This is a genomic window from Streptosporangium sp. NPDC003464 (assembly GCF_053588315.1).
Map to the genome: position 1 here is coordinate 13,189 of NZ_JBSFPS010000057.1, position 26,925 is coordinate 40,113.

The 26,925-nt window shown below is 73.5% G+C and carries 25 protein-coding genes; 16 read left to right on the forward strand and 9 right to left on the reverse strand.

Features of this window, described 5'->3' with window-relative positions; translation table 11 throughout:
- Positions 1 to 17 precede the first annotated feature (17 nt).
- Positions 18 to 1,253, forward strand: coding sequence for an MFS transporter (locus ACWDS7_RS15425; protein ID WP_451929806.1), 1,236 nt, complete (start codon positions 18 to 20; stop codon positions 1,251 to 1,253).
- On the opposite strand, the gene ACWDS7_RS15430 is transcribed toward ACWDS7_RS15425, so the two are convergent.
- Positions 1,173 to 1,766, reverse strand: a complete 594-nt coding sequence (locus ACWDS7_RS15430; RefSeq protein WP_451929807.1) for a TetR/AcrR family transcriptional regulator — start codon at positions 1,764 to 1,766, stop codon at positions 1,173 to 1,175. The two genes, ACWDS7_RS15425 and ACWDS7_RS15430, sit on opposite strands and share 81 nt — an antisense overlap.
- 65 nt (positions 1,767 to 1,831) lie before the next feature.
- Between ACWDS7_RS15430 and ureA the strand changes: the two genes are divergently transcribed.
- From ureA to ACWDS7_RS15450, 4 genes are all read left to right on the forward strand, one after another.
- Positions 1,832 to 2,560 carry an urease subunit gamma gene (gene ureA / locus ACWDS7_RS15435; RefSeq protein WP_451929808.1) on the forward strand — a complete coding sequence of 243 codons (729 nt, stop codon included), beginning with the start codon at positions 1,832 to 1,834 and terminating at the stop codon, positions 2,558 to 2,560.
- Positions 2,557 to 4,206 (forward strand): urease subunit alpha, encoded by a 1,650-nt coding sequence (locus ACWDS7_RS15440; RefSeq protein ID WP_451929809.1) that lies wholly within the window; start codon positions 2,557 to 2,559, stop codon positions 4,204 to 4,206. The genes ureA and ACWDS7_RS15440 overlap by 4 nt, the downstream gene beginning before the upstream one ends.
- Positions 4,207 to 4,396: 190 nt before the next feature.
- Positions 4,397 to 5,383, forward strand: coding sequence for an agmatine deiminase family protein (locus ACWDS7_RS15445; RefSeq protein ID WP_306875642.1), 987 nt, complete (start codon positions 4,397 to 4,399; stop codon positions 5,381 to 5,383).
- A 346-nt stretch (positions 5,384 to 5,729) separates the two neighbouring features.
- Positions 5,730 to 7,523 (forward strand): tetratricopeptide repeat protein, encoded by a 1,794-nt coding sequence (locus ACWDS7_RS15450; protein ID WP_451929810.1) that lies wholly within the window; start codon positions 5,730 to 5,732, stop codon positions 7,521 to 7,523.
- 154 nt (positions 7,524 to 7,677) lie between these two features.
- On the opposite strand, the gene ACWDS7_RS15455 is transcribed toward ACWDS7_RS15450, so the two are convergent.
- Positions 7,678 to 8,178: a MarR family winged helix-turn-helix transcriptional regulator gene (locus ACWDS7_RS15455; protein ID WP_306868609.1), complete on the reverse strand. Its 501-nt coding sequence runs from the start codon at positions 8,176 to 8,178 to the stop codon at positions 7,678 to 7,680.
- 97 nt (positions 8,179 to 8,275) lie between these two features.
- Here ACWDS7_RS15455 and ACWDS7_RS15460 point away from each other — a divergent pair, with 97 nt between their 5' ends.
- Positions 8,276 to 9,517, forward strand: coding sequence for a flavin-dependent oxidoreductase (locus tag ACWDS7_RS15460; RefSeq protein ID WP_451929811.1), 1,242 nt, complete (start codon positions 8,276 to 8,278; stop codon positions 9,515 to 9,517).
- On the forward strand, positions 9,514 to 9,969 hold the full coding sequence (locus tag ACWDS7_RS15465; RefSeq protein WP_451929812.1) for a DUF3237 domain-containing protein: 456 nt from the start codon (positions 9,514 to 9,516) through the stop codon (positions 9,967 to 9,969). Before ACWDS7_RS15460 ends, ACWDS7_RS15465 begins: the two co-directional genes overlap by 4 nt.
- 21 nt (positions 9,970 to 9,990) lie before the next feature.
- Here the strand turns inward: ACWDS7_RS15465 and ACWDS7_RS15470 are convergent, their stop codons facing one another.
- Positions 9,991 to 11,040: a LacI family DNA-binding transcriptional regulator gene (locus ACWDS7_RS15470; protein ID WP_451929813.1), complete on the reverse strand. Its 1,050-nt coding sequence runs from the start codon at positions 11,038 to 11,040 to the stop codon at positions 9,991 to 9,993.
- A gap of 162 nt (positions 11,041 to 11,202) precedes the next feature.
- Between ACWDS7_RS15470 and ACWDS7_RS15475 the strand changes: the two genes are divergently transcribed.
- The 7 genes from ACWDS7_RS15475 (at position 11,203) to ACWDS7_RS15505 (ending at position 19,695) form a co-directional block, all read left to right on the forward strand.
- Positions 11,203 to 12,828 carry an ABC transporter substrate-binding protein gene (locus ACWDS7_RS15475; protein ID WP_451929814.1) on the forward strand — a complete coding sequence of 542 codons (1,626 nt, stop codon included), beginning with the start codon at positions 11,203 to 11,205 and terminating at the stop codon, positions 12,826 to 12,828.
- A gap of 8 nt (positions 12,829 to 12,836) precedes the next feature.
- A complete protein-coding gene (locus tag ACWDS7_RS15480) occupies positions 12,837 to 13,787 on the forward strand; it encodes an ABC transporter permease (protein WP_451929815.1) in 951 nt (316 codons plus the stop codon).
- Complete coding sequence (locus ACWDS7_RS15485; protein ID WP_451929816.1) at positions 13,784 to 14,647, forward strand: ABC transporter permease; 864 nt, start codon at positions 13,784 to 13,786, stop codon at positions 14,645 to 14,647. Before ACWDS7_RS15480 ends, ACWDS7_RS15485 begins: the two co-directional genes overlap by 4 nt.
- Positions 14,644 to 15,615, forward strand: coding sequence for an ABC transporter ATP-binding protein (locus ACWDS7_RS15490; protein ID WP_451929817.1), 972 nt, complete (start codon positions 14,644 to 14,646; stop codon positions 15,613 to 15,615). Before ACWDS7_RS15485 ends, ACWDS7_RS15490 begins: the two co-directional genes overlap by 4 nt.
- The gene (locus tag ACWDS7_RS15495) at positions 15,608 to 16,435 is read left to right on the forward strand and encodes an ABC transporter ATP-binding protein (protein WP_451929818.1); all 828 of its coding nucleotides are present in this window, start codon (positions 15,608 to 15,610) and stop codon (positions 16,433 to 16,435) included. The genes ACWDS7_RS15490 and ACWDS7_RS15495 overlap by 8 nt, the downstream gene beginning before the upstream one ends.
- On the forward strand, positions 16,432 to 17,847 hold the full coding sequence (locus ACWDS7_RS15500) for an amidase (RefSeq protein ID WP_451929819.1): 1,416 nt from the start codon (positions 16,432 to 16,434) through the stop codon (positions 17,845 to 17,847). The genes ACWDS7_RS15495 and ACWDS7_RS15500 overlap by 4 nt, the downstream gene beginning before the upstream one ends.
- Positions 17,848 to 18,066: 219 nt before the next feature.
- Positions 18,067 to 19,695: an amidohydrolase gene (locus ACWDS7_RS15505; RefSeq protein ID WP_451929820.1), complete on the forward strand. Its 1,629-nt coding sequence runs from the start codon at positions 18,067 to 18,069 to the stop codon at positions 19,693 to 19,695.
- A 13-nt stretch (positions 19,696 to 19,708) separates the two neighbouring features.
- On the opposite strand, the gene ACWDS7_RS15510 is transcribed toward ACWDS7_RS15505, so the two are convergent.
- Together ACWDS7_RS15510 and ACWDS7_RS15515 are read right to left on the reverse strand one after the other, a co-directional pair.
- Entirely contained in the window at positions 19,709 to 20,485 is a 777-nt protein-coding gene (locus ACWDS7_RS15510; RefSeq protein ID WP_451929821.1) for a methyltransferase, read from the reverse strand.
- A gap of 80 nt (positions 20,486 to 20,565) precedes the next feature.
- A complete protein-coding gene (locus ACWDS7_RS15515; RefSeq protein ID WP_451929822.1) occupies positions 20,566 to 21,639 on the reverse strand; it encodes a phosphotransferase enzyme family protein in 1,074 nt (357 codons plus the stop codon).
- 120 nt (positions 21,640 to 21,759) lie between these two features.
- Here ACWDS7_RS15515 and ACWDS7_RS15520 point away from each other — a divergent pair, with 120 nt between their 5' ends.
- A complete protein-coding gene (locus ACWDS7_RS15520; RefSeq protein WP_451929823.1) occupies positions 21,760 to 22,161 on the forward strand; it encodes a GlcG/HbpS family heme-binding protein in 402 nt (133 codons plus the stop codon).
- 247 nt (positions 22,162 to 22,408) lie between these two features.
- Positions 22,409 to 22,552, forward strand: a complete 144-nt coding sequence (locus ACWDS7_RS15525; protein ID WP_306868572.1) for a hypothetical protein — start codon at positions 22,409 to 22,411, stop codon at positions 22,550 to 22,552.
- On the opposite strand, the gene ACWDS7_RS15530 is transcribed toward ACWDS7_RS15525, so the two are convergent.
- The 4 genes from ACWDS7_RS15530 to ACWDS7_RS15545 form a co-directional block, all read right to left on the reverse strand.
- On the reverse strand, positions 22,549 to 23,709 hold the full coding sequence (locus ACWDS7_RS15530) for a CaiB/BaiF CoA transferase family protein (protein WP_451929824.1): 1,161 nt from the start codon (positions 23,707 to 23,709) through the stop codon (positions 22,549 to 22,551). The two genes, ACWDS7_RS15525 and ACWDS7_RS15530, sit on opposite strands and share 4 nt — an antisense overlap.
- 324 nt (positions 23,710 to 24,033) lie before the next feature.
- Entirely contained in the window at positions 24,034 to 24,933 is a 900-nt protein-coding gene (rbsK, locus tag ACWDS7_RS15535) for a ribokinase (RefSeq protein ID WP_451929825.1), read from the reverse strand.
- Positions 24,930 to 26,339 carry an ADP-ribosylglycohydrolase family protein gene (locus ACWDS7_RS15540; RefSeq protein ID WP_451929826.1) on the reverse strand — a complete coding sequence of 470 codons (1,410 nt, stop codon included), beginning with the start codon at positions 26,337 to 26,339 and terminating at the stop codon, positions 24,930 to 24,932. Before ACWDS7_RS15540 ends, rbsK begins: the two co-directional genes overlap by 4 nt.
- Positions 26,336 to 26,925 (reverse strand): ADP-ribosylglycohydrolase family protein (locus ACWDS7_RS15545; protein WP_451929827.1); only part of this gene is annotated, 590 nt, incomplete at its 5' end. The genes ACWDS7_RS15545 and ACWDS7_RS15540, both read right to left, overlap by 4 nt.

Here is a 26,925-nt window from a genome sequence, read left to right on the forward strand (position 1 = left end):
ACTGTAACGTCTTGCAGATGAGTAGACGTTACAGGCTCGGCGGCTATCTGGCCGGCGCCCTCGCGGCCCGGACCGGGGACGAGATATCCAGCCCCGCGCTGCTCCTGCTGGGACTGTCGGTCACCGGATCGGCGACCGCCGCGTCATCTCTCCTGGCGGGGCTGACCATCTCCTCGGCGGTGGGCGGCCCGGTCTTCGGCGCGCTGCTGGACCGCTCCCCCCGCCCGGGCCGCCTGCTGGCCTGCGCCCTGGCGGCGTACGCGGCCGCGCTGCTGGTGATCCTGCTGGCGCTGGGGCACACGCCCATCGTGCAGCTCGTCGGGGTGGCCGTGCTCGCCGGACTTCTGGGCCCGGCGCTGGCCGGCGGCTGGACGGCCCAGCTTCCGCTGGTCGTCACCGGACGGGACATCCGGCGGGGCAGCGTGCTGGACGGGCTGACCTACAACCTGGCGAGTCTGACCGGGCCCGCACTGGCCGGGGTGCTGGCCACGGCGGCCGGGGCCCCGGCCGCCGTCGTCGTCTCGGTCGTGCTGGTGCTGCTGGCCGCCCCGGCGGCCTGGCTGCTGCCCGCCCGGCCCGTCAGGGAGGGCAACCGCCCGCTGTGGCGGGACCTGACGGCGGGCTTCGCGGCGATCGCCCGGATCGCGGGCCTGCGGAGGGCGACGGTCACCACCATGGTCTCCTTCGCCGGGGTGGGGATGATGGTGGTCTGCGCCCCGCTGCTGGGCGTCCGGCTCACCGGGGAGGCCGGGCACGGCGCCCTGCTGCTGTCGGCACTGGCGGCCAGCGCCCTCACCGCCAACGTGGTCATGGCCAGGCGGCCGCCCGCCGTACCCGACAGGGTGCTGCTGATCAGCACGCTGTTGCTCGCCGCGGGTTCGGCGCTGGCCGCCGTGGCGGGCTCGCCGGCGGTGGCGGTGGCCGCCGCGGTCGTCGCCGGCCTCGGCCAGGGGCCCCAGCTCACGGCGGTGCTCGCGGTACGGCACCGCGAGGCGCCCGAGCACCTCCGGGGCCAGATCTTCACCACCGCGGCCAGCCTGAAGATCAGCTCCTTCGCGGTCGGCTCGGCGATCGCCGGGCCGCTGGCCACCTGGTCGCTGCCCGGCGCCCTGTTCACGGCGGCCGGGATCCAGCTCCTCGCCGCCCTGGCCTACCTGCTGACCGCGCGGCCCTCAGGGCAGCAGCTCCCGCCAGATCGCCCGCATGGCCTGCTCGTGGGCCCAGCCGGGGCCGCAGCCGGGCAGCCCGAGTAACACGTCGCCCGCGAGGCTGTCCATGATCCGGCACATCCGCCTCGCGTGGTCCTCCACGTCGTCCACCGGCCGGAACAGGCCCTCCCGCACGCCCCGGGCCACGATGGCGGCCAGCTCCTCCACCCACGTGCCGGTGAACCCGGCGATCCGGACGAGCGTCTCCTCGTCCCGCGGCGGGCGGGCGATGACCTGCGCCCACAACCGCCAGCGGACGTCGTGCGGACCGCCGGGCAGGTAGAGCTCGGCCAGCCGGGCGACCGCCTCGCGCGGGTCGGCGACGGCCGCGAGCTCCGCCGTGCGGCGCTCGGCCAGCTCGTCCTCGCTGAGCAGCAGCGTCGAGACGAGGATCCGGTCACGCTTGCCGAAGTAGTACATGACGTGACCGCTGCTCATGCCCGCCCGCTCGGCGATGTCCCGTACCCGTAACCGCTCGGGCCCCACCTCGTCGATCGCCAGCAGCGCCGCCCGCAGCACGTGCGCTCGCACGTCGGGGCGCTCCAGCTTCGCAGTCATGGGATATACCGTACAGGTTTAGAATGCTGCTCAAAGTTTGAAAACGGTTCTAAAAGGAGCGGGCTGTGCGGCTGACACCTGCGGAACGCGACCGGCTGCTGCTGTTCACCGCGGCCGGGCTGGCGCGGGCCAGGAAGGCGAGAGGTCTTCGGCTGAACGTGCCGGAGGCCACCGCCCTGATCGCGGACACGGTCTGCGAGGCCGCGCGCGACGGGGCGCGGCTGGCCGAGGCGGTCGAGGCGGGCCGCGGGGCCCTCGGCCCGGACGACGTGCTGCCCGGCGTGGCCGACGTCGTCACCGAGGTGATGGTCGAGGCGGTCTTCGACGACGGCACCCGGCTGGCCGTGGTGAGCGACCCGTTCGGCGGGGGCTCGCTCGGCGGCGAGGCGCCCGGCGCGGTGATCGGGGCGGCCGCCCCTCCCGCCGGGGAGGACCCCGGGGCGGAGGCCGTCGAGGTCGAGGTGCTCAACACCGCGACCGTACCGATCAGCGTCACCTCGCACTTCCACTTCTTCGAGGTCAACCCCCGGCTCCGGTTCGACCGGGGCGCCGCCTACGGACGCCGGCTGGCCGTCCCCGCGGGCTCCACCGTCCGGTTCGACCCGGGCCGCGGCCGTACCGTCAGGCTGGTCCCGATCGGCGGCGCGCGGGTGGCGATCGGCTTCGCCGGGCTGGTGGACGGGCCGCTGGACGCGCCGGGCGCGTTCGAGCGGGCCATGGAGAAGGCGCGGGCCTGCGGCTATCTGGGCAGCGGGCCGGCGGAGCGGGAGACGGCGGAGGAGAACGGGCGATGAGCGCGTACGGCCCGCGCAAGGGCGACCGGGTCAGGCTCGGCGACTCCGGCCTGGTGGTCGAGGTCGAGCACGACTCCCAGAAGGCCGGGGAGGAGTTCCTCGCCGGGTTCGGCAAGACCGCCCGCGACGGCCTGCACCTGAAGGCCGCCTCCATCAGGGAGACCTGCGACCTGGTGATCAGCAACGTGCTGATCCTCGACCCGTTCCTGGGCGTGCGGACCGCCTCGATCGGCGTGCGCGAGGGGCGGATCCACTCCGTCGGCCGGGCCGGCAACCCCGACACCCTGGACGGGGTGGACGTGGTGGTCGGCACCGGGACCACGATCGTGTCCGGCGAGGGGCTCATCGCCACCGCCGGGGCGATCGACACCCACGTGCACCTGCTCAGCCCGCGCATCATGGAGGCCTCCCTGGCCTCCGGCGTCACCACGATCATCGGCCAGGAGTTCGGGCCGGTCTGGGGCGTGGGGGTGAACTCGCCGTGGGCGCTGCGGCACGCCTTCAACGCCTTCGACGCCTGGCCGGTGAACATCGGCTTCCTGGCGCGCGGCTCGTCGTCGCACGAGGCCCCGCTGGTCGAGGCGCTGGTCGAGGGCGGCGCGAGCGGCTTCAAGGTGCACGAGGACATGGGGGCGCACACCCGCGCGCTGGACACCGCGCTGCGGGTCGCCGAGGAGCACGACGTGCAGGTGGCCCTGCACACCGACGGCCTCAACGAGTGCCTGTCGGTGGAGGACACCCTGGCGGTCCTGGCCGGCCGGACGATCCACGCCTTCCACATCGAGGGCTGCGGCGGCGGCCACGTGCCCAACGTGCTCAAACTGGCCGGGGTGGCCAACGTCATCGGCTCCTCCACCAACCCGACGCTGCCCTTCGGCCGGGACGCCGTCGCCGAGCACCACGGGATGATCGTCTCGGTGCACGGGCTCCGGCCCGAGCTGCCGGGGGACGCCGCGCTGGCCAGGGACCGGATCCGGGCGGGCACCATGGGCGCCGAGGACGTGCTGCACGACCTCGGGGTCATCGGCATCACCTCCTCCGACGCGCAGGGCATGGGCCGGGCGGGCGAGACGGTCCGCCGGACGTTCGCCATGGCCGGGAAGATGAAAGGCGAGCTGGGCGCGCCGGAGCGCAACGACAACGAGCGGGTGCTGCGCTACCTGGCCAAGCTGACGATCAACCCGGCCATCGCGCACGGCCTGGCCCACGAGGTCGGCTCGCTGGAGCCGGGCAAGCTGGCCGACATCGTGCTGTGGCGGCCCGACCACTTCGGCGCCAAGCCCCAGCTCGTGCTGAAGGCCGGCTTCCCCGCCTACGGCGTGACCGGGGACCCGAACGCCTCCACCGACACCTGCGAGCCGCTGGTGCTGGGGCCGCAGTTCGGCGCCTACGGCGCGACCGCCGCGGACCTGTCGGTGGCCTTCGTCAGCGGGGCGGCCGCCGGCGCGGCGGGCGACCACATGACGACCCGGCGCCGCCGGGTCGGCGTGCGCGGCACCCGTGGCATCGGGCCCGGAGACCTGGTCCGCAACTCCCGGCTCGGGTCCGTCCAGGTGGACGCGCTCGGTCAGGTCACCCTCGACGGCGACCCGGTCCGCTCGGCCCCCGCCGACTCGGTCTCGCTCAGCCGCCTCTACTTCCTGTGACGCCCAGTCCGCTTCCCGTTCCTGTGACGCCCAGTCCGCTTCCCGTGACGCCCCGCCCCGTGCGCGCCCCCGCGACGTCTCCCCGGGGACACGGCCGTTCCCGCCTCTCCGGCGCCCCGCCCAGCCCCTTCATCTCTTGTCCCTGATCTCTTGGTCCCTGATCCACGAAAAGGAGCCCGCCGTGTTCTTCATGCCGCCGGAGTGGCACCCGCACACCCGCACCTGGATGTCCTGGCCGGTCTCCGGCTACGCGCTGGCCGACCCCGAGCCCTCCTACCGCGCGTGGTCGGCCGTGGCCAACACCATCGCCCGCTACGAGCCGGTCACCATGGTGGTCGACCCGAGCGAGCGCGGGTCGGCGGCCCGCTGGCTGGCCCCCGGCGTCGAGGTGGTGGAGCAGCCGCTGGACGACTGCTGGATGCGCGACAACGGCCCGACCTTCCTGGTGGACGGCAGGGGCGGCCTGGCGGGGGTGGACTGGACCTTCAACGGGTGGGGCTGGAACGTCCACGCCAAGGACGACCTGGTCGCCGCGGCCGTCCTGGAGCGGGCGGGGGCCGCCAGGTTCCGTTCGGAGATGGTCAACGAGGGCGGCGGCATCCACGTGGACGGCGAGGGCACGGTCATCGTCACCGAGACCGTGCAGCTCGGCGACAAGCGCAACCCCGGCTGGACCAGGGAGCGGGTCGAGGCCGAGCTCCGCGCCCGGATCGGCGTGGAGAAGGTGATCTGGCTGCCGCGCGGCCTCACCGCCGACTACGGCAGGTACGGCACCAGCGGCCATGTGGACCTGCTCGCCTCCTTCGCCCGTCCCGGCCTGGTGCTCTGCCACGTCCAGCCCGACCCGGACCACCCGGACCACGAGGTCACCCGGGAGAACCTGGCGATCCTGCGCTCCTCGACCGACGCCCGGGGACGCCGGCTGGAGGTCGTCGAGCTGGTCGCCCCGGAGACCCGCGAGGCGGACGGGGAGCTGGTCGACTACTCCTACATCAACCACTACCTGGCCAACGGCCTGGCCCTGCTCTGCTCCTTCGACGACCCGCGCGACGCGGCGGCGGCCGAGATCTTCGCCAGGCTCTTCCCGGAGCGGACCGTCGAGACGGTGGACGCCCGCGCCATCTTCGCCCTCGGCGGCGGGATCCACTGCATCACCCAGCAGCAGCCGCGCCCCTGACCGGCCCGCGACCGGGACAGGGGGCACCGGACCGCCCGGCGACCTGTCCGGATGAGGCCACTGTAAGAAGAAGATCTTGTCAATATGGGTGATTAATGCGAATACTTGCCGTTTGTTGTTATTCCGAGAGAGGCATCGCAATGAAGCGCGTCATTGTTCACAAGCCTGGCACCGTCACGCTCCGCGGGGCCGCCAGTCCCAAGCACGTCGGCTGAGACCGAAAAACACAGAACCGGCGCTCAGCGATGGGCGCCGGCCTCCAGAACGACATAGATAAAGGAGACTGGTGAGCCGGGGACCGCTCCCATCAGAAAACCCGCCCCTCCCTCCTCTGCTCCTGCCTCCCGTGGACGCCGACCGGCGCCTGCGGGGCCCCTACACCGCCGGGGGCGCGATCGCCTCGGCACTGGCCTCGGCGGCCCGGCCGGATCTGGTCGCCCGCTACGACATAGAACTGCGCGCCATGGCTCCCGACCTGCACGGGCTGGTCCCCGCCAGGCGCCGGTCGGTGGCCGACCGGCTGCCCAGGGCGGAACGGATCCTGGTCCACGCGCCCCGCCGTACGCTCCGCCTGTCCAACGGGCTGACCGAGCTCGTCGGCGAACACCTGGCGGAGGTCGGGCCGCGGACGCTCGTGGTGGAGAACGCCCACCGGGCCGACCCCACCGACCGCGAGCTGCTGGCGGTGCTGCGGCGGCGGATCGCCCCGCGGCTGCTGACCGTCGTGGTCGGCGAGCAGGCCGTACCGGATGAGCCCCTCACTCCGGAGGAGCACGACGCGCGGGCCGAGGAGCTGGAGCGGGAGGGGACGGTCGGCGCACGGCTCGGAGCGATCCCCTACCACCGCGAGCACGGCACCGATCCGCACAGGGCGGTCGAGGCCCTCCGGTTCGCGGTCGAGTGGTGCCTGGACGCGGGCTGCCACGACGCGGTGGTGGAGCTGGGGCAGCGCGCGCTGGCGCTGACCGACCCGGCGGCCGAGCCGGAGACCTGGTGGCGCTTCCTGCACAGCACCGCGACCGCGCTCGGCTCGCTGAACCGCGAGGACGAGGCCGAGGCGCTGTTCGACCTGGCCAGGCGTGAAAGCGTCTCCCCCCTCACGCACGCGGCCGCCGCCTACTCCACCGGGATGCTCAAGGTCCGCCACCACGACCCGGCCCGGCGCGATCTGGACGCCGCGCTGGCCTGGGTGAACCAGGCGATCGCCATCTCCACGCTGCTGCCCGACCCGCGCGAGCGCGCTTTCAAACTGGGTTTCGACCTCAACGGCCGGGCGCTGGTGGAGGTACGGCGGGGCGACCCCGCCAGGGCGCTGGAGCTCGTCCAGGAGGCGGTGGAGCTGGCCGAGCGCGACCTGCCGCCGGGCGAGCACCCGATCCACCGGCTGGTGCTGCTGGCCAACCGGGCGCAGCTCGCCGTCATGCTGGGCCGCCCCGAGGACGCCCTGGAGGACCTGGACGCGGTGATAGCGGCCGACCCCGGCTACCCCGACTACTACATCGACCGGGGCAACCTGCTGCACCGGCTGGGTCGGCGGGAGGCCGCGATCGCCGACTACGAGACGGCGATGCGGGTCGGCCCGCCCTTCCCCGAGCCGTACTACAACCGGGCCGAGATCCGCTTCTCCGCCGGCGACCACCAGGGGGCGCTCGTCGACCTGGACCACGCCCTGGAGCTGGACCCGGAGTTCGTGGACGGGCTGGCCAACCGGGCCGGGCTGCTGGCCGCGCTCGGCGACCACGGCAGGGCCAGGGCCGACGCGGAGGCCGGGCTCGCGCTGGATCCGGCCAACCCGTATCTGCTGTGCGCGCTGGGCCAGGTCGAGATGGCCGAGGGTCACCACAAGGAGGCCCGGGCCGCGTTCGACCGGGCGCTGGAGGGTGCCCCCTCGCTCGCGGCCGCCTGGGCCAGCCGGGGGATGCTGGCCTTCGAGACCGGCGACCCGGAGGGCGCGGTCGCCGACTTCACCCGCGCCCTGGAACCCGGCGCGGACCCCGCGCTGCTGTTCAACCGGGCGATGGCGCTGCGCGCCGCGGGGCGGGAGGAGGCGGCGGTGGCCGACCTCACCCGCGCGCTGGAGCTGGCACCGGACGACGACGACATCCGGCGGGAGCTGGCGGGCCGGCCGCCGGGGCCGTGACGGCGGGCTGACGGCAGGCTCCAGGGCCGACCGCGAGGGCCGTGTCAGCGGGCTGCGGGGCCGACGGCGAGGGCCATGACGGCGGGCTGCGGGGCCGGCGGCGAGGGCCGGCCCCGATCCCGCGGACCGTGCGGCACCGCAGGCCGGGCCGCCGTCAGTCCTGCGGCCGGGACTCGATCAGCTTCCGCATCATCGCGACGAACCGCGCCTGCTCGGTCTCGTCGAGCGCGGTGAACCAGGACCGCTCACGCCGGGTCTGGAGCTCGAACGCCTCGGTCACCATCGCCCGCCCCTTCTCGGTGAGATCGACGTAGACCAGCCTTCGATCGGCGACGGTCCGGCTGCGCTCCACCAGCCCCTCCCGCTCCAGCGTGTTGACCAGGTTCGACACCGCCGAGCGGGTCAGCACCGACATCTCGGCGAGCCGGGCCGACTGGGTGGGCCCCAGCAGCCACAGCTTGAACATCAGCCGGAAGCCCGGCAACGTGAGCCCGCGCGGCCGGTGCACCCGGGACTCCAGATCGTTGACCAGCATCTGGGAGAGCTGCAGCACGTTGTAGGAGAGCGTGAAGGCGCGGGAGTCCGCCGGCGTCCGCATGTCCGCCACCCGGTCTCTCGCGTGCGCCTCGTACCAGCTCTCGGCCGATTCGTTCATGCGTCCGATCTTCTCAGGGTCTTGCGCCGGCACCACTGACTCTAGATGATGAAGGACGAAATAGTTAAGGCCAAAACATTTACTCGGGAGAGTACGGATGTCAGTGGTCATCGTGGGTGCCGGCATCGGCGGGCTGGCCACAGCCCTGAGCCTGCACGCGGCGGGTATGACCGAGGTGGTGATCGCCGAGGCCGCCGCGGAGCTGCGCCCGCTGGGCGTGGGCATCAACCTGCTCCCTCACGCGGTCCGCGAACTGGCCGAGCTGGGCCTGTCCGACCAGCTCGCCGGGATCGGCGTGACCACCGGGGAGCTCGCCTACCACAACCGCTACGGCTCGCCGATCTGGTCCGAGCCCCGCGGCCTGCGCGCCGGATACCGCTGGCCGCAGTTCTCGGTGCACCGGGGCCGGCTGCAGATGCTGCTGCTGGCGGAGGTGCGGAGGCGGCTGGGCGAGGCCGCGGTGCGGCCGGGGCACACGCTCACCGGCTTCCACCAGGAGGGCGGCACGGTGTCGGCCCGGTTCGCGACCGCCGGTGGGGAGACCGAGCTGACCGGTGAGGTGCTCATCGGCGCCGACGGGATCCATTCGGCGCTCCGAGCCCTGCTCTACCCCGACGAGGGGCCACCGCCGTGGAACGGCCTGGTCCTGTGGCGCGGGGTGTCCCGCGCGCGGCCGTTCCTCTCCGGCCGCTCCATGATCATGGCCGGGGACGGCACCGCGAAGTTCGTCGCCTACCCGATCCAGGAGGCGGCCCCGAGCCTGGTCAACTGGATCGCCGAGCGCCCCATGGACGAGGCCGTCGCGCGCGGCGACTGGAACCGGCCCGTGGAGCCCGCCGAGGTCCTGCGCCACTTCGGCGACTGGCGGTTCGACTGGCTGGACGTGCCGGGGCTGATCTCGGCGGCCGAGGCCGTCTACGAGTACCCGATGGTCGACCGGGACCCGCTCCCGCGCTGGTCGCACGGCCGGGTGACCCTGCTCGGCGACGCCGCCCACGCGATGTACCCCATCGGCTCCAACGGCGCCTCCCAGGCGGTGCTCGACGCTCGCGTGCTCGCCTACGAACTCGCCGTCGGCCGGTCCCCCGAGCAGGCTCTGTGCGCCTACGAGGAGCGGCGGCGGCCCGTGACGACCGCTCTGTGCCTGGCCAACCGGAGCATGGGGCCGGAGGTGGTGATGAGAATCGCCCACGAGCGCGCACCCGGCGGGTTCACCGACATCGAGGACGTGATCCCGGCGGCCGAACGCGAGGGCATCGCGGCCGCCTACAAGCGCACCGCCGGCTTCGATCCCCGGCTGCTCAACGAGCGCCCCTCCTACGGCGTGGCGCCGGCATGAGACCCGAGCTGACCCCGCTGGCCGCCTTCCGGGTGGAGCTCGACCCGGTCCTGGAACTCGGCGACTCCCCCTGGGGCCGTCGCCGGATCATCAACATCACCGGCGGCTCCTTCGAGGGCCCACGGCTGTCCGGTGAGATCCTGCCGGGCGGAGCCGACTGGCAGGTCGTGCACCCGGACGCGAGCGCGAGCATCGACACCCGTTACACGCTGCGCACACGTGACGGCGCCCTGATCTACCTGCAGACCACCGGCGTCCGGCACGGTCCGCCCGAGGTGATGGCGCGGCTCGCCGGGGGCGAGGAGGTGAACCCCGCCGAGTACTACTTCCGGCTGTTCTGCCGTTTCGAGACCGGAGCGCCCGCATATCGCTGGCTCAACCGCTCGCTGGCCGTCGCGTCCGGCACGCGCACCCCCGACGCCGTGCTCTACGACGCCTACGAGGTGAGATGAGGCACGGGGCCCGCGCCGGGCCTACACGGTGGCCGGGAAGGCCGAGGACGCGCGGATCCGGAGTTCGGCCGAGAAGAGCCGGCCGGGCTCTCCCGCGCGGCCCTCGACGCTGTCCACGAGCAGTTCCACCGCGGCCTCGGCCGTCTCGCCGGGCAGGAAGCTGAGCGTGCTGATCGGCGGATCCGTGTGCAGGGCCGTCGGGTCCTCCGTGGTGCAGACGAGCAGCAGGTCGTCGGGGACGGACCGGCCGCACCTGCGGACCGCCTCCAGCAGGAGCGGCGGGTTGACCTCGACCAGGGTGAAGAGCGCGTCCGGCGGGGCCGGACCGTCGAGCAGTTCCTCGACGGCCTCGAGCGTCGGCTGCAGGCCGGGGCCGGGGAGGCAGACGATGGAGGGTTCACGGCCCCGCTCGGCGCACCAGTCCCGGTAGGCGGCGGCCGACTCCTGGTGGAAGCAGGCCGTGGTCGCGCCCGCGACGACCGCGATCCGCTCGGCGCCGGCGGCCTCCAGGTGGTCCAGGACCCGGCGCACGGCGCCCCCGTGGTCAAAGTCGATCCACCGGCCGACCGTCCCCGCCCCGCCCGTCGCCTCCGCCAGGGCCCGCCGGTCGGAGACCACCGGGATGCCCGCCGCGAGGAAGTCCCCGACCATCGGATCCCCCTCGACCGGGTCGACGACGAACACGCCGTCCAGCGGCATGTCCAGCCAGCAGTCGTCCGGCCCGGAGGTGGGCAGCAGGACGACCCCGTATCCGTGGGTCAGGGCCGCCCGGGTCGCGGCGGTGACGAGCTGCCCGAAGTAGGCCAGCTCGGCGTAGACCCACGGCGTCTCGACGTACTCCCGCGCCGCGAAGCCGATCAGCCGGGTGTGCCCGGCGCGCAGCAGCCGCGCCGTGGCGTTCGGGCGGTAGCCGAGACGGCGCGCCACCTGCCGTACGTGCTCGCGGGTGGCCGCGGGCAGGCGTCCGGCTCCGTTCAGCGCGTCCGACACGGTCGTCTTGGAGACCCCCGCGGCACGGGCCACGTCCACCAGGCGGACCCGTACGGCGGAGCTGCGGTCTGACTGGCTCATGGGCGTGATCCTGCCACCCGGTCTGCGCCGTCCGCTACCCCTGCCACCGTTGCAGAATCGTTCCTTCCACCCCTTGTGCAGGAACGTTCCTTCACCAATACTCGCTGGCACCTCAGCCGCACGGCGCAAAACGTCGCGGCCCGTTCAGAAAGAGGTGGTCTGATGCGCACCTCCCGTTTCGCCGCCGTGACCGCGCTGCTCGCGCTCGCGACCGCCGCGTGCGGCGGCACTCCACGCGCCGGCCTCGGTGGAGACTCCGCCGCTTTCGAGATCACCAAGGACACCCCGCCGGCCAAGGGTCCGGTGGACTCGGTCACCTGGTCGCTCTACGCCGAGCCGCAGTCCCTGGACTACGCCTACGCCTTCGACTACCCGCCCAACACCGTGCTCGCCAACGTGTGCGAGCAGCTCATGCGGATCACGCCCGACCTGAAGCTGCAGCCGGGCCTGGCCAGTTCCGTGGCCTCCCCCGACCCCAGGCGCTGGGTCTACACGATCCGCCCGGGGGTGCGCTTCCACGACGGCTCCACGCTCACCGCCGAGGACGTCGTCGCCAGCCTGCGCCGCCACCTGAACCCCAAGACCGGCTCCTACTGGGTCTCGGCCTTCCGCAACGTCGAGTCGGTCGAGAAGACCGGCCCGATGGAGGTCACGGTCCGTCTGAAGCGACCCGACCAGCTCTTCAACGAGGAGATGGGCACCTCCGCCGGGACCGTCGAGAGCGCCGCGTTCCTGGCCAAGGCCGGGCAGGGCTACGGCACCCCGGACGTCGGCGTCAACTGCACCGGCCCGTTCACCCTCGACACGTGGCAGAAGGGCCAGTCGATCACTCTCAAGAAGTTCGACGGCTACTGGGACCCGACCCTCGCCCCCAAGGTGAGCACGGTCAAGAACGTGTTCATCCAGGACCCCTCCGCCCGCATCAACACGATGCTCGCCGGCGAGGTCGACGGCGGCTACCTGCTGCCGCCCAGCGGCCTCGCCAGACTGCGCGCCGCCACCAACGGAAAGCTCTACTTCGGGCCCAGCACCACGGCCGTGAGCCTGATCCCCACCGACCTCAAGGGCACGCTCGGTGACGTCCGCGTCCGCAGGGCGCTGTCCATGGCGCTCGACCGCACGGGCATCATCAAGGCCGCCGCGGGCGGGGTCGCCACACCGGCGAAGGCGCCCGCCGCGACCGGCGCCTGGGGAATCGCCGTGGAGGCGGCCGAGGGCTACTACGCCAAGCTCGCGGCCCTCACCCAGGATCTCGCCGGGGCGAAGAAGCTGATCCAGGAGGCCGGCGCCACCGGAAAGAAGATCGTGATGGCGACCAGCACGCTCTCCCCGGAGATCGGCGTCATCGCCAACGCGGCGCAGGCGGCGGGGCGCGCCATCGGCCTGGAGGTCGAGCTGAAGGCGGTCGCCCCGGACGCCTACACGGCGCTGTTCTCCGACCCGAAGGCCCGTGAGGGACTCGACCTGATGATGACGAGCTGGTACGACTCCACCCCCGACCCGCTGGAGTTCTACGGGAACCTGCAGACGGGCAACTTCGCCAACTACGGCGGCTACTCCAACCCGGACTACGACGCCCTGCTCGACCGGGCGAGCGGCCAGAGCGACCCCGCCGCCCGCGCCGCGACGGTCGCCGAGCTGCAGGAGATCGCGGTCCGTGACCTGGTCTGGATCCCGCTGTACGAGGTGCCGCACACCATGTTCCTCAACAACCGGCTCACGGGCGCACCGACCAGCATCGCCCAGCTCCAATATCCCTGGGCCGCCCCGCTGGGTACGGCCGGCTGAGCCCGGCCATGGCACGCTTCCTCCTCCGCCGGATCGCCGGAATCGTCGCGATGCTGGTCGCCACCTCGTTCGCGGTCTTCGGCTCGGTCCACCTCGCCCCCGGGGACCCGGCGGCCTTCCTCCTGGGAGGCCGCTCGGCGTCACCGGCGGCGATCGCGGCCATCAAGGCGCAGTACCACCTGAACGACCCGTTCCTGGTCCAGTACGTCAAGTGGGTCGGCGGCGTGGTCACCGGCGACTTCGGCCGGTCCGTGCAGTTCCGGCAGGACGTGGCCGGCCTGATCGCCGCCCGGCTGCCGACGACGCTCTGGCTCGTCGGCTACGCCGGCCTGCTCATCCTGGTCGGCGGACTGGCGCTCGGGGCACTGGCCGCGCTGCGGCCGGGCGTCGTCGACCGGCTGGTCCTCGTCGGCACGGGCGTCGCCACGGCCACCCCGGCGTTCGTCGCCGCGATCGGGCTGATCTCGCTGTTCTCCCTCCAGCTGGGCTGGTTCCCGGCCTTCGGCAACGGCACCGGCTTCGGCGACCGGATCACCCACCTGACGCTCCCGGCGGCGGCGCTCGCCCTGACCTTCGTCGGCCTGCTGGCCCGGGTGACCCGGGCGGCGATGCTGGAGGAGTTGGCGCGTGAGCACGTCGAGGTGGCCCGCTCGCGCGGCATCGCCGGCACGGAGGTGCTGCGCCGGCACGTGCTCCGCAACGCCCTCGGCCCGATCACGACCGTGACCGGGACCGTCGTGGCGGGCCTGCTGGTCAGCACCTCGATCGTGGAGACCGCCTTCGGCCTCTCGGGGGTCGGCCAGCTGCTCGTCGGCTCCGTCACCGTCAAGGACTTCCCGGTCGTGCAGGCCGTCAGCCTGCTGGTGGTGCTGGCCTTCGTCTCCGCCAACCTCCTCGTCGACGTGATCCATCCCCTCATCGATCCCCGACTGTCCCACGCGAAGGGAGACGCGTCGTGACCGTCCTGTCCGTCCACCGGCGCAAGATCCTGGCGCCGCTGACCCGTCTCGCCGGAGGCGACAGGCTCGTCGCGGCCGCCCTCGCCGTCCTGGCCGTGCTGATCGTCGCGGCGGTCTCCGCCCCGCTGATCGCACCGCACGATCCCGACGGCATCGACCTGTCCGCCACCCTGAGCGGCTCCGGCGCCGACCACCTGCTGGGCACCGACCAGTCGGGCCGCGACATCCTGTCCCGGCTGATCTACGGCGCCCGGACCGGCCTGCTCGGACCGCTGGCGGTGGTCAGCGTGTCCACGGTCCTCGGCATGCTGGTCGGGGTGGCCGCCGCCTGGCACGGCGGGGTTGTCGACTCCCTGCTGTCGCGCGCCATGGAATTCGTCTTCTCCTTCCCCGCCCTGCTGCTGGCCATCATGCTGGTGGCGATGTTCGGCGCCGGACCGACGGCCCCGATCGTCGCGATGAGCGTCGCCTACACCCCCTATGTCGGCCGGCTGGTACGCGCCGTGGCCCTCCAGGAGAAGGCCCGCCCCTACATCCAGGCGTACCGGGTGCAGGGCTGGTCCGGCTGGGTGATCTGCCTGAGGCATCTGATCCCCAACATCGCTCCCCTGGTCCTCGCCCAGTCCGCGATCAACTTCGGTTACGCGCTCATGGACCTCGCGGCCCTGTCCTTCCTCGGCTTCGGTGTCCAGCCGCCCACCGCCGACTGGGGCGTGATGATCAACGATGGGTCCGCCGCCCTGCTCCAGGGCGCGGCGCTCCCGGCTCTCGCCCCCGGCTTCACCATCGTGATCGCGGTGGTCGCCTTCGGTGTCGTCGGCGAGGCCGTCGCCGACCGCGTCGCCGGGCGGGAGCGATGATGGCCCCCCCGCTGCTGGAGATGGAGGACCTGAACGTGCGGCTCCCGGCCGGCAGGGCCGCGCGCCCCATCCTCGCCGGGGTGTCGCTCCATGTGGCACGGGGCGAGACCGTCGGGCTGGTCGGCGAGTCCGGGTCAGGCAAGTCCGTCACCTGCCGGTCGGTGCTGGGGCTGCTCCCCGAAGGGGCGGAGGCCACCGGAAGCCTGCGGGTGGAGGGCGACGACGTCCTGACGATGTCTCCGACCCGGCTCCGCGAGCTGCGCCGCCGCGGAATCTCCATGGTCTTCCAGGACCCCCGGGCCTCGATCAACCCGCTGCGCAGGATCGGCGATTTCATCACCGAAGGGATGCGGGCCGGCGGTGTGTCGCGGGGAGCCGCGCTCAGGCGGGCCGGGGAGTTGCTGGAGTCGGTCGGGATCCGTGACCCCCGCGCCGCGCTGCGCAGGTATCCGCACGAGTTCTCCGGCGGCATGCTGCAGCGTGTGATGATCGCCGGTGCGCTCGCCGGAGAACCCCGGCTGCTGCTGGCCGACGAACCCACCACCGCGCTGGACGTCACCACCCAGGCCGAGGTCGTCTCGATCCTCACCGGCCTGCGGACCGAGCGTGCCATGGGGATGCTCTTCGTCACCCACGACCTGGAGCTGGCCGCGGCGATCTGTGACCGCATCTACGTGATGTACGCGGGACGGATCGTGGAGGCCCAGTCCGCCGACGGGCTCTTCGCCCGGCCCCGCCACCCCTACACCGCCGCGCTGCTGGCCTCGACCCCGCGGCTGGACTCCGACCTGCCGCCGCGCGGCGTCCCGGGACGCCCGGTATCGCTCGCCGAGGCTCCGGCCGGATGCGCCTTCGCGGCCCGCTGCGCCCACGCACGGCCCCGATGCGCCGAGCACGAGCCGGTCCAACGGGAGGTCGACGGTGCTCACGTCGCCTGCCTGCGCGTGGAGGAGCTGGTCGATGAGTGAGTACGCGCTGCGGGTCGAGGGCCTGCGCAAGTCGTTCGGCGACCACGTGGCCGTCGACGACGTCTCCTTCTCGCTCCGGCCGGGCGGCTCCCTGGCCGTCGTGGGCGAGTCGGGATCGGGAAAGACGACGACGGCGCGGATGCTCGTCGGCCTGGAACGGCCGGATGCCGGCCGGATCCACGTCGGCGGGCGGGACCGCTCGGACGCCACCCGCGGCAGGGCGACCAGGCTGGCCCGGGCCCGCGAGATCCAGATGGTCTTCCAGGACCCCTACCTCTCGCTCGACCCCCGCATCACCGTCGCCCGGTGCGTCGAGGAACCGCTGGACCTGCACTTCGCGCTGAGCCCGCAGCAGCGGCGCTCCCGCCGGGACGAACTGCTGGCGCGGGTGGGCCTCGGCGAGCGGGAGGCGGACGCGCTCCCCAGGCGGCTGTCCGGCGGCCAGCGCCAGCGGGTCGCGCTCGCCCGCGCGCTGGCGACCGAGCCGAAGGTGCTGATCCTGGACGAGGCGACCGCCGCCCTCGACGTGTCCATCCAGGCGCAGATCCTCGACCTGCTGGCGGAGATCCGCCGGGACACCGGCGTCGGATACCTGTTCGTCACCCACAACCTGGCGCTCGTCCGGCACGTCGCCGACGACATCCTCGTGCTCTACCGGGGGCGCGTGGTCGAATCCGGCCCGACCCGGCAGGTGCTGTCCGACCCCCAACACCCCTACACCCGCCTGCTGCTGCACTCGGTGCCACGACACGGCTGGGACCCCGCCCAGATCGCGGCCGACCGGCGTGCCCTCGCGGCCACCCTGAAGGAGTTCCCGTGACCGACCTCGCCTACCTTCCCGCGACCGAGGCCCTGCGGCTGTTCCGGTCCCGCGAGCTGTCGCCCGTCGAGCTGATGACCGCCGTCATCGAACGGGCCGAAGCCGTCGAAGCGCAGGTCAACGCATTGACCGAACGCACTTTCGAGGATGCTCTCACCCAGGCGGCGGAGGCCGAGCGCGCCTACCGCGACGGCGGCTCGCCACGGCCGCTGGAGGGGCTCCCGGTGGCCGCGAAGGACGAGCAGCCGATCGCCGGGCGGCTCGCCACGGACGGCTCGCTCGCCTACCCCGACCAGGTGGCCGAGGAGACCCATCCGGTCATCGAACGGGTGCTGGCCGCCGGCGGGATCATCCACGCCCGCACCACGACGCCCGAGTTCTGCTGCGCGGCCTTCACCCACTCCCGGCTCTGGGGGGTCACCCGCAACCCGTGGAACCTGGACTACTCCCCCGGCGGCTCCTCGGGCGGCTCGGGTGCGGCGCTCGCCTCCGGTACGGCCACGCTCGCCACCGGCTCCGACATCGGCGGCTCCATCCGCCTGCCCGCCGCGGCCACCGGAACGGTCGGCTACAAACCGCCCTACGGCCGGGTGCCGGCGATGCCTCCGTTCAACCTGGACCACTACTGCCATGACGGGCCGATGGCCCGCACCGTCGCCGACTGCGCACTGCTGCAGAACGTCATCGTCGGCCCGCACCCCGGCGACGTGGTCTCTCTCCGCCCGGCGGTCCGCATCCCCGACCGGCTCGGAGACGTCGTCGGCCTCCGCGTCGCCTACGCCCCCAACCTGGGCGACTGGGAGATCGAGCCCGATGTCGCGGCCAACACCCGGGCCGTCGCCGACGCCCTGGCCGCGGCCGGGGCGATCGTCGAGGAGGTGGAGGTCGGCCTGCGCCGCGCCGACGTCATGCGCGCCGCCTTCATCCACTTCGGCACCATCTTCGGCCCCATGGTCGCCAACGTCGCGGCCGAGCACGGTGACAGGCTGACCCGCTACGCCCTCACCTTCGCCGCGGAGTCCCGGGCGGCTGCCGAGCGGGACGGGTTCCTGGCCGGCCTGGAGCTGGAGGCCACGATCTACGCGGTCATCGGCGCGCTGCTGGACCGCTACGACGTGCTGATCTGCCCGACCGCCGGGGCACCCGCCCTGCGCGCGGGCGAGGACTACGTCGATGCCAAGCTGGTCGTGAACGGCGTCGAGCTCGGCCACTACATGGAGTACTCGCTGACGACCGTCTTCAATGTCGCCAGCCGCTGTCCGGTTCTCAACGTCCCGTCCGGTCGGGCGTCCAACGGAGTCCCGACCGGGGTGCAGATCGTCGGCCGCAGCTACGACGACGCGACCGTCTTCCGGGTCGGCGCCGCCGTCGAACGCGTCCGGCCCTGGGCCCTGCGCCCCGAAACGCTCTGATCCCCCGGCCCGGCGATCCCCTGCCCCGGCGCCCTCACGCGCTCCGCTCCCCCGGCGCACCGGTTCCCTGATGTTCCAATCCCTGCGCTCCGGTCCCCTGATGCTCCGCTCCCTCGCGCTCCGGTCCCCCACCCCATGCCCCGGAGCGCGCCGTCCCCTCTGTTCTCCATGCCCCCGAAGCACTCCGATCCCCCTGGTCTCACGTCGAGGAGAGTCCGTATGCCCGCCCCCGCCGACCTCGTCTTCCACAACGGTCCGGTGCACACGCTCGGTCCCGCCCGGACCGCCGCCACGGCGGTCGCCGTCCGCGACGGCCTGATCGTCGCCGTCGGCCGGGACGCGGACGTGCGACCGCTGATCGGCACGGCCACCGAGGTCGTCGACCTGGCCGGCCGGGCCCTGCTGCCCGGCTTCCAGGACGCCCACGTGCATCCGGTCCTCGCCGGCGCCACCATGATCCAGTGCGACCTGCACGACGCCCGTGACGCCGACGAGGCCCTCGCGGCCGTCCGGACCTACGCCGCGGCCAACCCCGAGGCGGAATGGATCGCCGGAGGCGGCTGGTCCATGGAATGGTTCTCCGGCGGCACGCCCAGCCGGCACCTGCTGGACGCGGTGGTCCCCGACCGGCCCGTCCATCTGATCAACCAGGACGGCCACGGCGCCTGGGTCAACACCAGGGCCCTGGAACGGTGCGGGATCGACGCGGGCACCCCGGACCCGATCGACGGGCGCATCGAGCGGGAGGCCGACGGCACCCCGCAGGGCACGCTCCACGAAGGCGCGTCGGACCTGGTCGCCCGGCACGTCCCCGAGCCGACCGCCGACATGATGCTCCGCGCTCTGCGGGCCGGCCAGCGGCGAATGCACTCGGTCGGCGTGACGGCCTGGCAGGACGCGATGGTCAGCCCCGAGGTCCAGCGGGCCTACCTGACCGCGGCCGAGTCCGGGCTGCTCACCGCCCGGGTGGTCGGCGCGCTCTGGTGGGACCGCGAAAGAGGTGAGGAGCAGATCCCCGAACTGCTCGCGCGCCGGGGCGGCGCGGGACGGTTCCGCGCCACCAGCGTCAAGATCATGCAGGACGGCGTGGCGGAGAACTTCACCGCCGCGATGACCTCCCCCTACCTGGACGGCTGCGGATGCCGTACCGGCAACCAGGGACTCAGCTTCCTCGACCCGGAGAGGCTGCGCGCGCACGTCACCCGCCTGGACGCCGAAGGCTTCCAGGTCCACGTGCACGCCGTCGGCGACCGGGCGGCCCGCGAGGCCCTCGACGCGTTCGCGGCCGCGCGCGCCGCCAACGGCGTGAACGACCACCGCCACCACATCGCCCACCTGCAGGTCGTGCACCCCGCCGACGTGCCGCGGTTCGCCGCCCTGGGGATCGCCGCCAACGTCCAGCCGCTGTGGGCGGCGCACGAGCCGCAGATGGACGAGCTGACCATCCCGTTCCTCGGCCCGGAACGCGCCGGCTGGCAGTATCCCTTCGGGGACCTGGCCCGGACCGGCGCCCGGCTCGCGGCGGGGAGCGACTGGCCGGTCAGCAGCCCCGACCCGTTCTGGGGCATCCACGTCGCGGTCAACCGCACGGCTCCGGGCGGGGACCGGGAGGCGTTCCTGCCGCGGCAGCGGCTCGACCTGACGGCGGCGCTGGCCGCCTACACGATCGGCACGGCGTGGGTGAACCACCTCGACACGCGGACCGGCACGATCGAGGAGGGCAAGCTCGCCGACCTGGTGGTCACCGACCGCGACCCCTGTTCGATCCCGGCCGGTGAGCTCGCCGAGACGTCGGTGCTGGCCACCTACGTCGAGGGCAGCCGGGTGCACACCGATCCGGCCTTCTGAGCCACCGCCCGGCTCACCCGCCGCCGGACGGCCTGAGCGTGATACGGATCTTGGACTGCTTGGAGGGGAGCTTCTCCCAATCGTCCATGAAGGTCGCCTGGAGGCCGTGCTCGCCGGCCAGCGCGACCAGTGTCGCCGTGCGGTAGTAGAAGTCCTCGCCCAGGACCTGGTGCTCCTCGCCCTCCGTGCGGTCGAAGGTGAAGTCGAACCAGCCGGCCGGCTTCATGATCCGGCCGACGTGCTGGAAGCACTCCTCGATCACGTGGCGCGGGGAGTGGGAGAAGACGCTGTGGGCGTGGACCACGTCGAAGGCCCTGTCGGGCAGGGCGGCCAGGCGCAGGTCGCCGACCGGCATGAGATGCGGGAGCTTGTCGCGCAGGCCATGGCCGACGATCGTGTCCTGGGCGGCGATCAGGATGTCGGGAGAGATGTCGACGCCGTAGTAGTTGCCGGTGTCCAGATAGTCGATGAACAGGCGTCCGGCCCGCAGGTTGCCGCAGCCGATCTCCAGCAGGCGGTGGTCGGGCCGCAGACCGTGCCGTACGAGGTAGTCGAACTGCAGCCGGCCCATGGCCAGCCAGCGCTCGTGCGACCTGCTGCCCACGGCCGACTCCGAGCCGCGGGCGGTGTCGGATCTCATCACGGCCCGGTAGTAGCCGATGTGGTCGCGGGTGCGCAGGCGCAGCCAGGTGTTCCTGGTCAGCCTTCTCAGGTGCGGCGAGATCCGGCCGGGGTGGCCGAGGGCATACCTGATCTGGTGGACGAGGCTGGCGCGGTTGTTGTTGTGCATGTCTCCCCCGGGGCCAGGGCTGCGCTCCTGGTGATCTTGTCGGCGATGCCGATGATAGCCGAGAGTGACAGAAGTGTTACTCAAAGGGATGTCGCCGGGAGTGGCGGCCTGCGCCGTCCACCGCCCCCGCCGCCCGACAGGAACCGCTCGGCCAGCTCGCAGGTGCCCTCGGTGTAGCCGGCGCCGAGCTCGGCTGCGATGTCGACGCCGGTGTGCGTGCCGATCCAGGCGACCAGCAGCAGGCGGCGGAACATGATGAAGGTCCAGATCTCGGCCTCGTCCTCGGCCGGCAGGTCGAGGACCGTGCGGTAGCCCCGCACCCAGGAGTCGACCATCTCGGGGACCTGGGGATGGTGCTCGATGAAGCTGAGCGCGGCGGCCAGGTCGTAGAGGTACCAGCCGAAGCCGCAGTCGTCGAAGTCGATGACGCTGGGCGGCCCGTCGCCCACCACCAGCAGGTTGGCCAGGCGCAGGTCGGCGTGGATGAGGCCGTAGCGGCCGGCGCCGCGGCCGAAGCGGCGGAGCCGGGCGCGCAGTTCCCCGTCGAGCCGCTCCAGCAGGGCCCGCGCCTGCGGGTCCATCCCCACGCCGTCCTGCCAGCGGCCCCACCGCGACCGGGCGCCGAGAGCGGCGTCGTAGTCCCAGTGGAAGCGGGTGAACCCCGCGGGGCGCGGCCAGCTCCGCGCGTGCCGGTGCATCCGGGCGGTGATCGCGCCGAGCCGCTCGAAGCCGGGCACCAGCCGGTCCTGCGGCGGTTCGGTCCCGGGCAGGAACTCGAACATCACGCAGTCACGGGGCTGCGGGCCCGGGACGGTCAGGACCCGGGACCCGTCCGGCGCCGGCAGCACCCGGGGCGTCCGGACCCCGGCCTCCTCGCGGAGCGCCTCCAGCCAGGCGAGCTCGGACAGGATCGCCGGGGTGGCGTGGTAGCCGAGGCGGTGCACCCGCAGGATGGACCGGGCCCCGGTGGCCGGGTCGTCCACCCGGTAGGTGGCGTTCTCCGACACGTTGACCAGCGTGACCTCGGCGTCCGGCAGCCCGTGGATCCGCACCGCCGCGCGGGCGGCCTCGTGCACGCGGGCCAGCACGTCGCCCCCGGCCGACAGATCGTGGGCCTGCACGTCGCCCCCGGCCGACAGATCGTGGGCCTGCATGAATTCTCCGTTCGCGTGGGCGGAACCCCGGATCTCATATGAGATCTTGCACCACCGGTCGGCGGCGGATACAAACCGAATTGTCCACTGCTAAGGCCCCAAAGGCTTGAAGGAGCCCGGTTGAACCTCGAACTCGCGCTGCGCATGTGTGAGGCCTCGGTGAAACAGGCCGGGCGTGAAGGGGCCCTCGTCTCGGTGGCGGTGGTCGACGCGGGCGGCCACCTGGTCGCCTTCCAGCGGATGGACGGCGCGGAGATCGCCGGGCCGGCGCTGGCCCCCGGCAAGGCCTACACCGCGGTGGCCCACCGGATGCCCACCGCCGACCTCGCGCCCCTGGTCGCGCCGGGCGGAGACCTGTACGGCCTGGCCGGGGACCGGTACGTGTGCTTCGGCGGCGGCATCCCGCTCTGGGACCGAGGCGAGGGCCGCAGAGTGGTGGGCGCGGTCGGGGTCAGCGGTGGCACCGTGACCCAGGACGTGGCCTGCGCCGAGGCGGCCGCCGCGCTCTGGGACGGGGCGTAGGCCACCGACCGCCACCCGGGAAGGCCCGGCGGCGGGCCACCGGGCTTGCGGAAGCAGACCGCCGGGCTTGCGGAAGCAGACCTCCGCCGGGCTCCGGAAACAGACCGGCGCCGGGCTCCGGGGGCGGCCGCCGCGGTCCCGCCCCGCCGGACCGGTGATCACCGTGTTACCTCCGTTGCGGGTGGGGCAGAGGCGTCCCTGCCCCAGGCGGTGATCGCCTGACCGGTCCCACTCCGTGGAGGATCCCGTGAACGTTCTCGTGCTGCTCGCCCTGGTCTGCTTCCTGGCCGCCGCGATCTGGGCCGCCATCGGCCGGTCCTGGCCGGTGGCGCTGCTCGCGGCCGGCGCGTTCCTGATCACGCTGTCCGGCACGTCGCTGATCGACGGCTAGATGACCCCCTTTTCCCGCAGGGCGGCGAGGTCCTCGGCGGTCAGGCCGAGGGCGCCGAGGACCTCGTCGGTGTCCGCGCCGTGCGGGCGGCCGGTCCAGCGGATCTCACCGGGGGTGCCGGTGAGCCGGAACATGACGTTCTGCATCCGCACCGGGCCGAGCTCGGGGTCCTCGACGGTTGTGATCGCGTCCAGGGCCGCGAGCTGCGGGTCGGCCATGATGTCGCGCACGTCGTAGATGGGGGCGACGGCGGCCTGGGCCTGCTCGAAGGCGGCCAGGACCTCCTCGCGGGTGTGCTCGGCCACCCAGGCCGCCACGGCGCCGTCCAGCTCGTCGGCGTGCGCGACCCGGCCCGATCCGCTGGCGAACCACGGCTCGCCGATCACCTCCGGGCGGCCGACCAGGCGCATCACCCGCTCGGCGATGTTCTGGGCCGAGGTGGAGACCGCGACCCAGGAGCCGTCCTTGCAGCGGTAGGTGTTGCGGGGGGCGTTGTTGACCGAGCGGTTGCCGGTGCGCGGCGGGACGGTGCCGAGCTGGTCGTAGATGGTGGGCTGGGCACCGAGCACGGTCAGGATCGGCTCGATGATGGACAGGTCGACCACCTGTCCCCGGCCCGAGCGCAGCGCGGTCATCACCGCGAAGGCGGTGGCGAGGGCGCAGATGCCGTCGGCCAGGCCGAACGGCGGCAGCGTCGGCGGGCCGTCCGGCTCGCCGGTCATCGCCGCGAAGCCGCTCATCGCCTCGGCGAGCGTGCCGAACCCGGGCCGCTTCGCGTAGGGGCCGAACTGCCCGAACCCGGTCACCCTGGCCAGCACCAGGTCGGGGTTTGCCGCGCTGAGCCGCTCGTAGGAGAGGTTCCACCGCTCCAGCGTCCCCGGCCGGAAGTTCTCGATCACCACGTCGGCCTCGCGCACCAGCTCCACCAGCAGGTCCTGGCCCTCGGCCGTGGACAGGTCGAGCGTGATCGCGCGCTTGTTGCGGCCGAGCATCTTCCACCACAACCCCTCCGGGCCGTGGCCGCGCGAGGGGTCGGGCCTGGCCGGGTGCTCGACCTTGATCACCTCGGCTCCGTAGTCGCCGAGCAGCATCGCCGCCATGGGACCGGCGAACAGGGTCGCCAGGTCCAGCACGCGGACACCGTCCAGGGCCTTCATATCTCCTCCATGCGGCGCGAGCCGATCGTCGGCGACCGTTCCAGGTCGGGGTGGGTGCACAAGGGCTTCACGGTGTGTCCGGGGGGCACGGGCCCCGCGCCGGCGCACCGCTCGCGCCCATGACATGACGTGGCCGCCCACCCGCTCCGGCGGCACCGGGGCCGGCGGGCCGACCGGCCGTGGCCCGGCCGCCGGCCGTCCGGCGCGCCGTTCATGCCCGGGTCTCCCCCGGTGGCGCCGGTACGGCGGGCCGCCCGGCGCCACCCGGCGCCGCCGGGCGCCGCCGGGCGGCGGGTGCGGGTCCGGCGGGCCGTACGGCGACTGTCAGGCATCGGAGCCGGCGAGGCTCCGGTCGATCTCGGCGCGGGCGGGCATGGAGGTGCTGGCCCCCTCCCGCTGGACGGACAGGGCCGCGGCGGCGTCGGCGAACCGGACCGCCCGGTCGGGGGGCTGCCGCTCGACGAGGGCGGCGGCGAGCGCCCCCACGAACGTGTCGCCCGCCGCCGTGGTGTCCACCGCCCGCACCTTGGGCGCCTGGACGCGCAGGGCCGGGGCGGTGCCGGGTCCGGCGCTGAGCGCGCCGCGCGACCCCAGGGTGATGATCACCCAGTCGACCCTGGTCCGCAGCTCCCGCACCGCCTCCTCGTGGTCGGCGCGCCCGGTGATCGCCGCGGCCTCGTGCTCGTTGGCGACGAGCACGTCCACAGCCTCCAGCAGTTCGTCGGGGAGCGGCTGGACGGGGGCGGGGGTGAGGATCACCGTGGTCCCCGCGGCCCGCGCCGCGCGGGCCGCGGCGGTGACCGCCCCGATGGGGAGTTCGAGCTGCAGGAGCAGGACGTCGGAGCGGGCGATGACCTCCAGCTCGGCCTCGGAGGGCGCGCTCACCGCGCCGTTGGCGCCGGGGACCACGATGATGGAGTTGCCGCCCTGGTCGTCGACGACGATCTGGGCGATGCCGGAGGGGCCGGGCACGGTGCGCAGACCGCTGACGTCGACTCCGGCCCCGGCCAGCGTCCGGCGCAGCTCGGGGCCGAAGGCGTCGTCGCCGACGGCGCCGAGGAAGGCGACCTCGGCTCCGGCGCGGGCGGCGGCGATGGCCTGGTTGGCGCCCTTGCCGCCGGGGACCGTGCGGAACGCGCGGCCGGTCACGGTCTCGCCGAGGCCGGGGGCGGCCTCGACGTAGGCCACCAGGTCCATGTTGACACTGCCGAATACCGAGATCATGGTTCCTCCGTCGCCAGGGCCAGCGTGCGGGCCGCCAGCTCGTCCAGGCCGATGCCGTCGAAGCCGGTGATACTGCTGGCCAGCCGGTTCTTCAACGACCACTGCGGCGGGATCGCGGACGCGCCGCGCAGCGCGCCGGCGATGGAGCCCACGGTCGCCCCCGCCGAGTCGGTGTCCCAGCCGCCCGCCACGGCCCCGGTGATCGAGGCGGTGAAGTCGCCCCGGCCGTGGACCAGCGCGGCCGTGATCAGCGCGGCGTTGTTGATCGTGTGGACCCAGTGCAGGGCCCCGTGGCGTCCGTGGAGGCGGTCGACGACCCGCTCGAAGTCCTCCTCCTCGCGCGCGTCCTCGGCGGCCAGCCGTACGGCGGCGGCCAGCCGGGACCGCGGCGGGATCACGGCGAGACCCGCGGCGACCACCTCCTCGGCGGAGGAGGCCACCAGTGCCGTGGCGCACATCGCGGCCACGAACATGGAGCCGTAGATCCCGTTGGCTGTGTGGCTGAGCCGGGCGTCGCGCCAGGCGAACTCGGCGGCCGTCGCCGGGTCACCGGGGTTGGCCCAGCCGTAGACGTCGGCCCTGATCAGCGCCCCGATCCACTCCCTGAAAGGGTTGCGGAAGGTCGCCGTGGAGGCGGGGGCGGCCCCGTCCGGCTCCGGCCCGCCCTCCGGGGAGGGCGGCTCCAGGCCCGTCAGCAGGTTGCGGTAGGCGGCGCGCTCGGCGGTGAACACCCGGCCGCCGGGCAGCTCGTCCAGCCAGAGCTGCGCGACGTCGTCGGTGGTGAAGGCGCGGCCCCGCCGTTCGAGCAGGGCCAGGGCCAGCAGCGCGAAGTTGAGGTCGTCATCCTCGGGGACGCCGTCGATGTTCTCGGCGAGGCTGTTGACCGCGCTGCGCCGGTTCCACGGCCAGCGCGCGCCGATCTCGGCGGGCAGGCCCCGCGCGGTGAACCATCCCCGGATCGGCCAGTTCCCGGTCGCCTCGGCGATGGCCCTGATCCCCTCCCGGGGGATCTTCTCCACGGGCTTGCCCAGCACGCATCCCGCCGCCCGGCCGAGCCACGCCCCCAGCATCCGGTCCGTGGCCTGCGCCGTGGCCTGCGGGGACGGGGCGCCCGCCGGCCGCCGGGCGGCCGGCCACCGCGGGCAGGCCGCGACGATCCCGGCCAGGGTGGAGGGCTCGGGGAGCGGGGACGGGAGCGCGGCGAGCTCGTCGAGCAGCTCCTCGGCCAGACCACGCAGCCCGGCCGGGGGGATCTCGGGCGAGGCCCCCGCCCGGGGCGGGGCGTCGTGTCCTCCCGCGGCGTGCCAGCGGGCGGCGATCTCCGTCACCTCGCGGCCGTCCTCGGCCGCCTGGCGCAGCTCGTGGCCGACCAGATCCTCCGGCTGCACCCAGGTCAGGCGGATCATCCGGCGTCTCCGAGGAGCGCGGCGAAGGCGGACTCGTGGGCCCGGCGGCGCTCCAGGTCGGCGGCGTGGATGCGGCGCGCGACGCGGGCCAGGTCCAGGCCGGGGGTGACGAGGTCGGTGCGGCTGGCGGTGGAGATCTGATCGACCCAGTCGGCGGGGACCGCCTCGCGCCCGCCGAGGGCGCCGGCGATGGCGCCGCCCATGGAGGCGATGGAGTCGGCGTCGCGGCCGTAGTTGACGCCGCCGAGGACGGTGTCGCGGTAGCCGCCCTTGGCGATCAGCAGGAACGCCAGGGCGAGCGGGAGCTCCTCGATGCTGTGCAGGCGGCTCGGGCGGCGGGCGCCGAGCCCCTGGTCGCGGTAGGTGTCGGCGACGGTGTCGTAGGGCTTCATGGCGGCGCGCAGCCGCTCGAAGGAGCCGTCCCAATGGCCGAGGCCGCGGGCCACCGAGCAGACCGCGTCGATGGCCGCCGCCGTGCCGTCCTTGGCGAGCCGGAGGCAGGTGGCCACCACCGAGTCGGCCGTCGCGCCCGGGCGCATGGCCTCGGCCACCGCGGCGGCGAGCACCCCGGCCGCCTCGCGGCCGT

Bases quoted from the DNA above. Each gene is read 5' to 3' on its own strand.
- ACWDS7_RS15455 (WP_306868609.1), bottom strand. From the start codon at position 8,178: ATGAACGAATCGGCCGAGAGCTGGTACGAGGCGCACGCGAGAGACCGG.
- rbsK (WP_451929825.1), bottom strand. From the start codon at position 24,933: ATGATCTCGGTATTCGGCAGTGTCAACATGGACCTGGTGGCCTACGTC.
- ACWDS7_RS15505 (WP_451929820.1), top strand. From the start codon at position 18,067: ATGCCCGCCCCCGCCGACCTCGTCTTCCACAACGGTCCGGTGCACACG.
- ACWDS7_RS15440 (WP_451929809.1), top strand. From the start codon at position 2,557: ATGAGCGCGTACGGCCCGCGCAAGGGCGACCGGGTCAGGCTCGGCGAC.
- ACWDS7_RS15490 (WP_451929817.1), top strand. From the start codon at position 14,644: ATGATGGCCCCCCCGCTGCTGGAGATGGAGGACCTGAACGTGCGGCTC.
- ACWDS7_RS15430 (WP_451929807.1), bottom strand. From the start codon at position 1,766: ATGACTGCGAAGCTGGAGCGCCCCGACGTGCGAGCGCACGTGCTGCGG.
- ACWDS7_RS15445 (WP_306875642.1), top strand. From the start codon at position 4,397: ATGCCGCCGGAGTGGCACCCGCACACCCGCACCTGGATGTCCTGGCCG.
- ACWDS7_RS15495 (WP_451929818.1), top strand. From the start codon at position 15,608: ATGAGTGAGTACGCGCTGCGGGTCGAGGGCCTGCGCAAGTCGTTCGGC.
- ACWDS7_RS15475 (WP_451929814.1), top strand. From the start codon at position 11,203: ATGCGCACCTCCCGTTTCGCCGCCGTGACCGCGCTGCTCGCGCTCGCG.
- ACWDS7_RS15470 (WP_451929813.1), bottom strand. From the start codon at position 11,040: ATGAGCCAGTCAGACCGCAGCTCCGCCGTACGGGTCCGCCTGGTGGAC.
- ACWDS7_RS15460 (WP_451929811.1), top strand. From the start codon at position 8,276: ATGTCAGTGGTCATCGTGGGTGCCGGCATCGGCGGGCTGGCCACAGCC.
- ACWDS7_RS15425 (WP_451929806.1), top strand. From the start codon at position 18: ATGAGTAGACGTTACAGGCTCGGCGGCTATCTGGCCGGCGCCCTCGCG.
- ACWDS7_RS15510 (WP_451929821.1), bottom strand. From the start codon at position 20,485: ATGCACAACAACAACCGCGCCAGCCTCGTCCACCAGATCAGGTATGCC.
- ACWDS7_RS15515 (WP_451929822.1), bottom strand. From the start codon at position 21,639: ATGCAGGCCCACGATCTGTCGGCCGGGGGCGACGTGCAGGCCCACGAT.
- ACWDS7_RS15540 (WP_451929826.1), bottom strand. From the start codon at position 26,339: ATGATCCGCCTGACCTGGGTGCAGCCGGAGGATCTGGTCGGCCACGAG.
- ACWDS7_RS15465 (WP_451929812.1), top strand. From the start codon at position 9,514: ATGAGACCCGAGCTGACCCCGCTGGCCGCCTTCCGGGTGGAGCTCGAC.
- ACWDS7_RS15530 (WP_451929824.1), bottom strand. From the start codon at position 23,709: ATGAAGGCCCTGGACGGTGTCCGCGTGCTGGACCTGGCGACCCTGTTC.
- ACWDS7_RS15480 (WP_451929815.1), top strand. From the start codon at position 12,837: ATGGCACGCTTCCTCCTCCGCCGGATCGCCGGAATCGTCGCGATGCTG.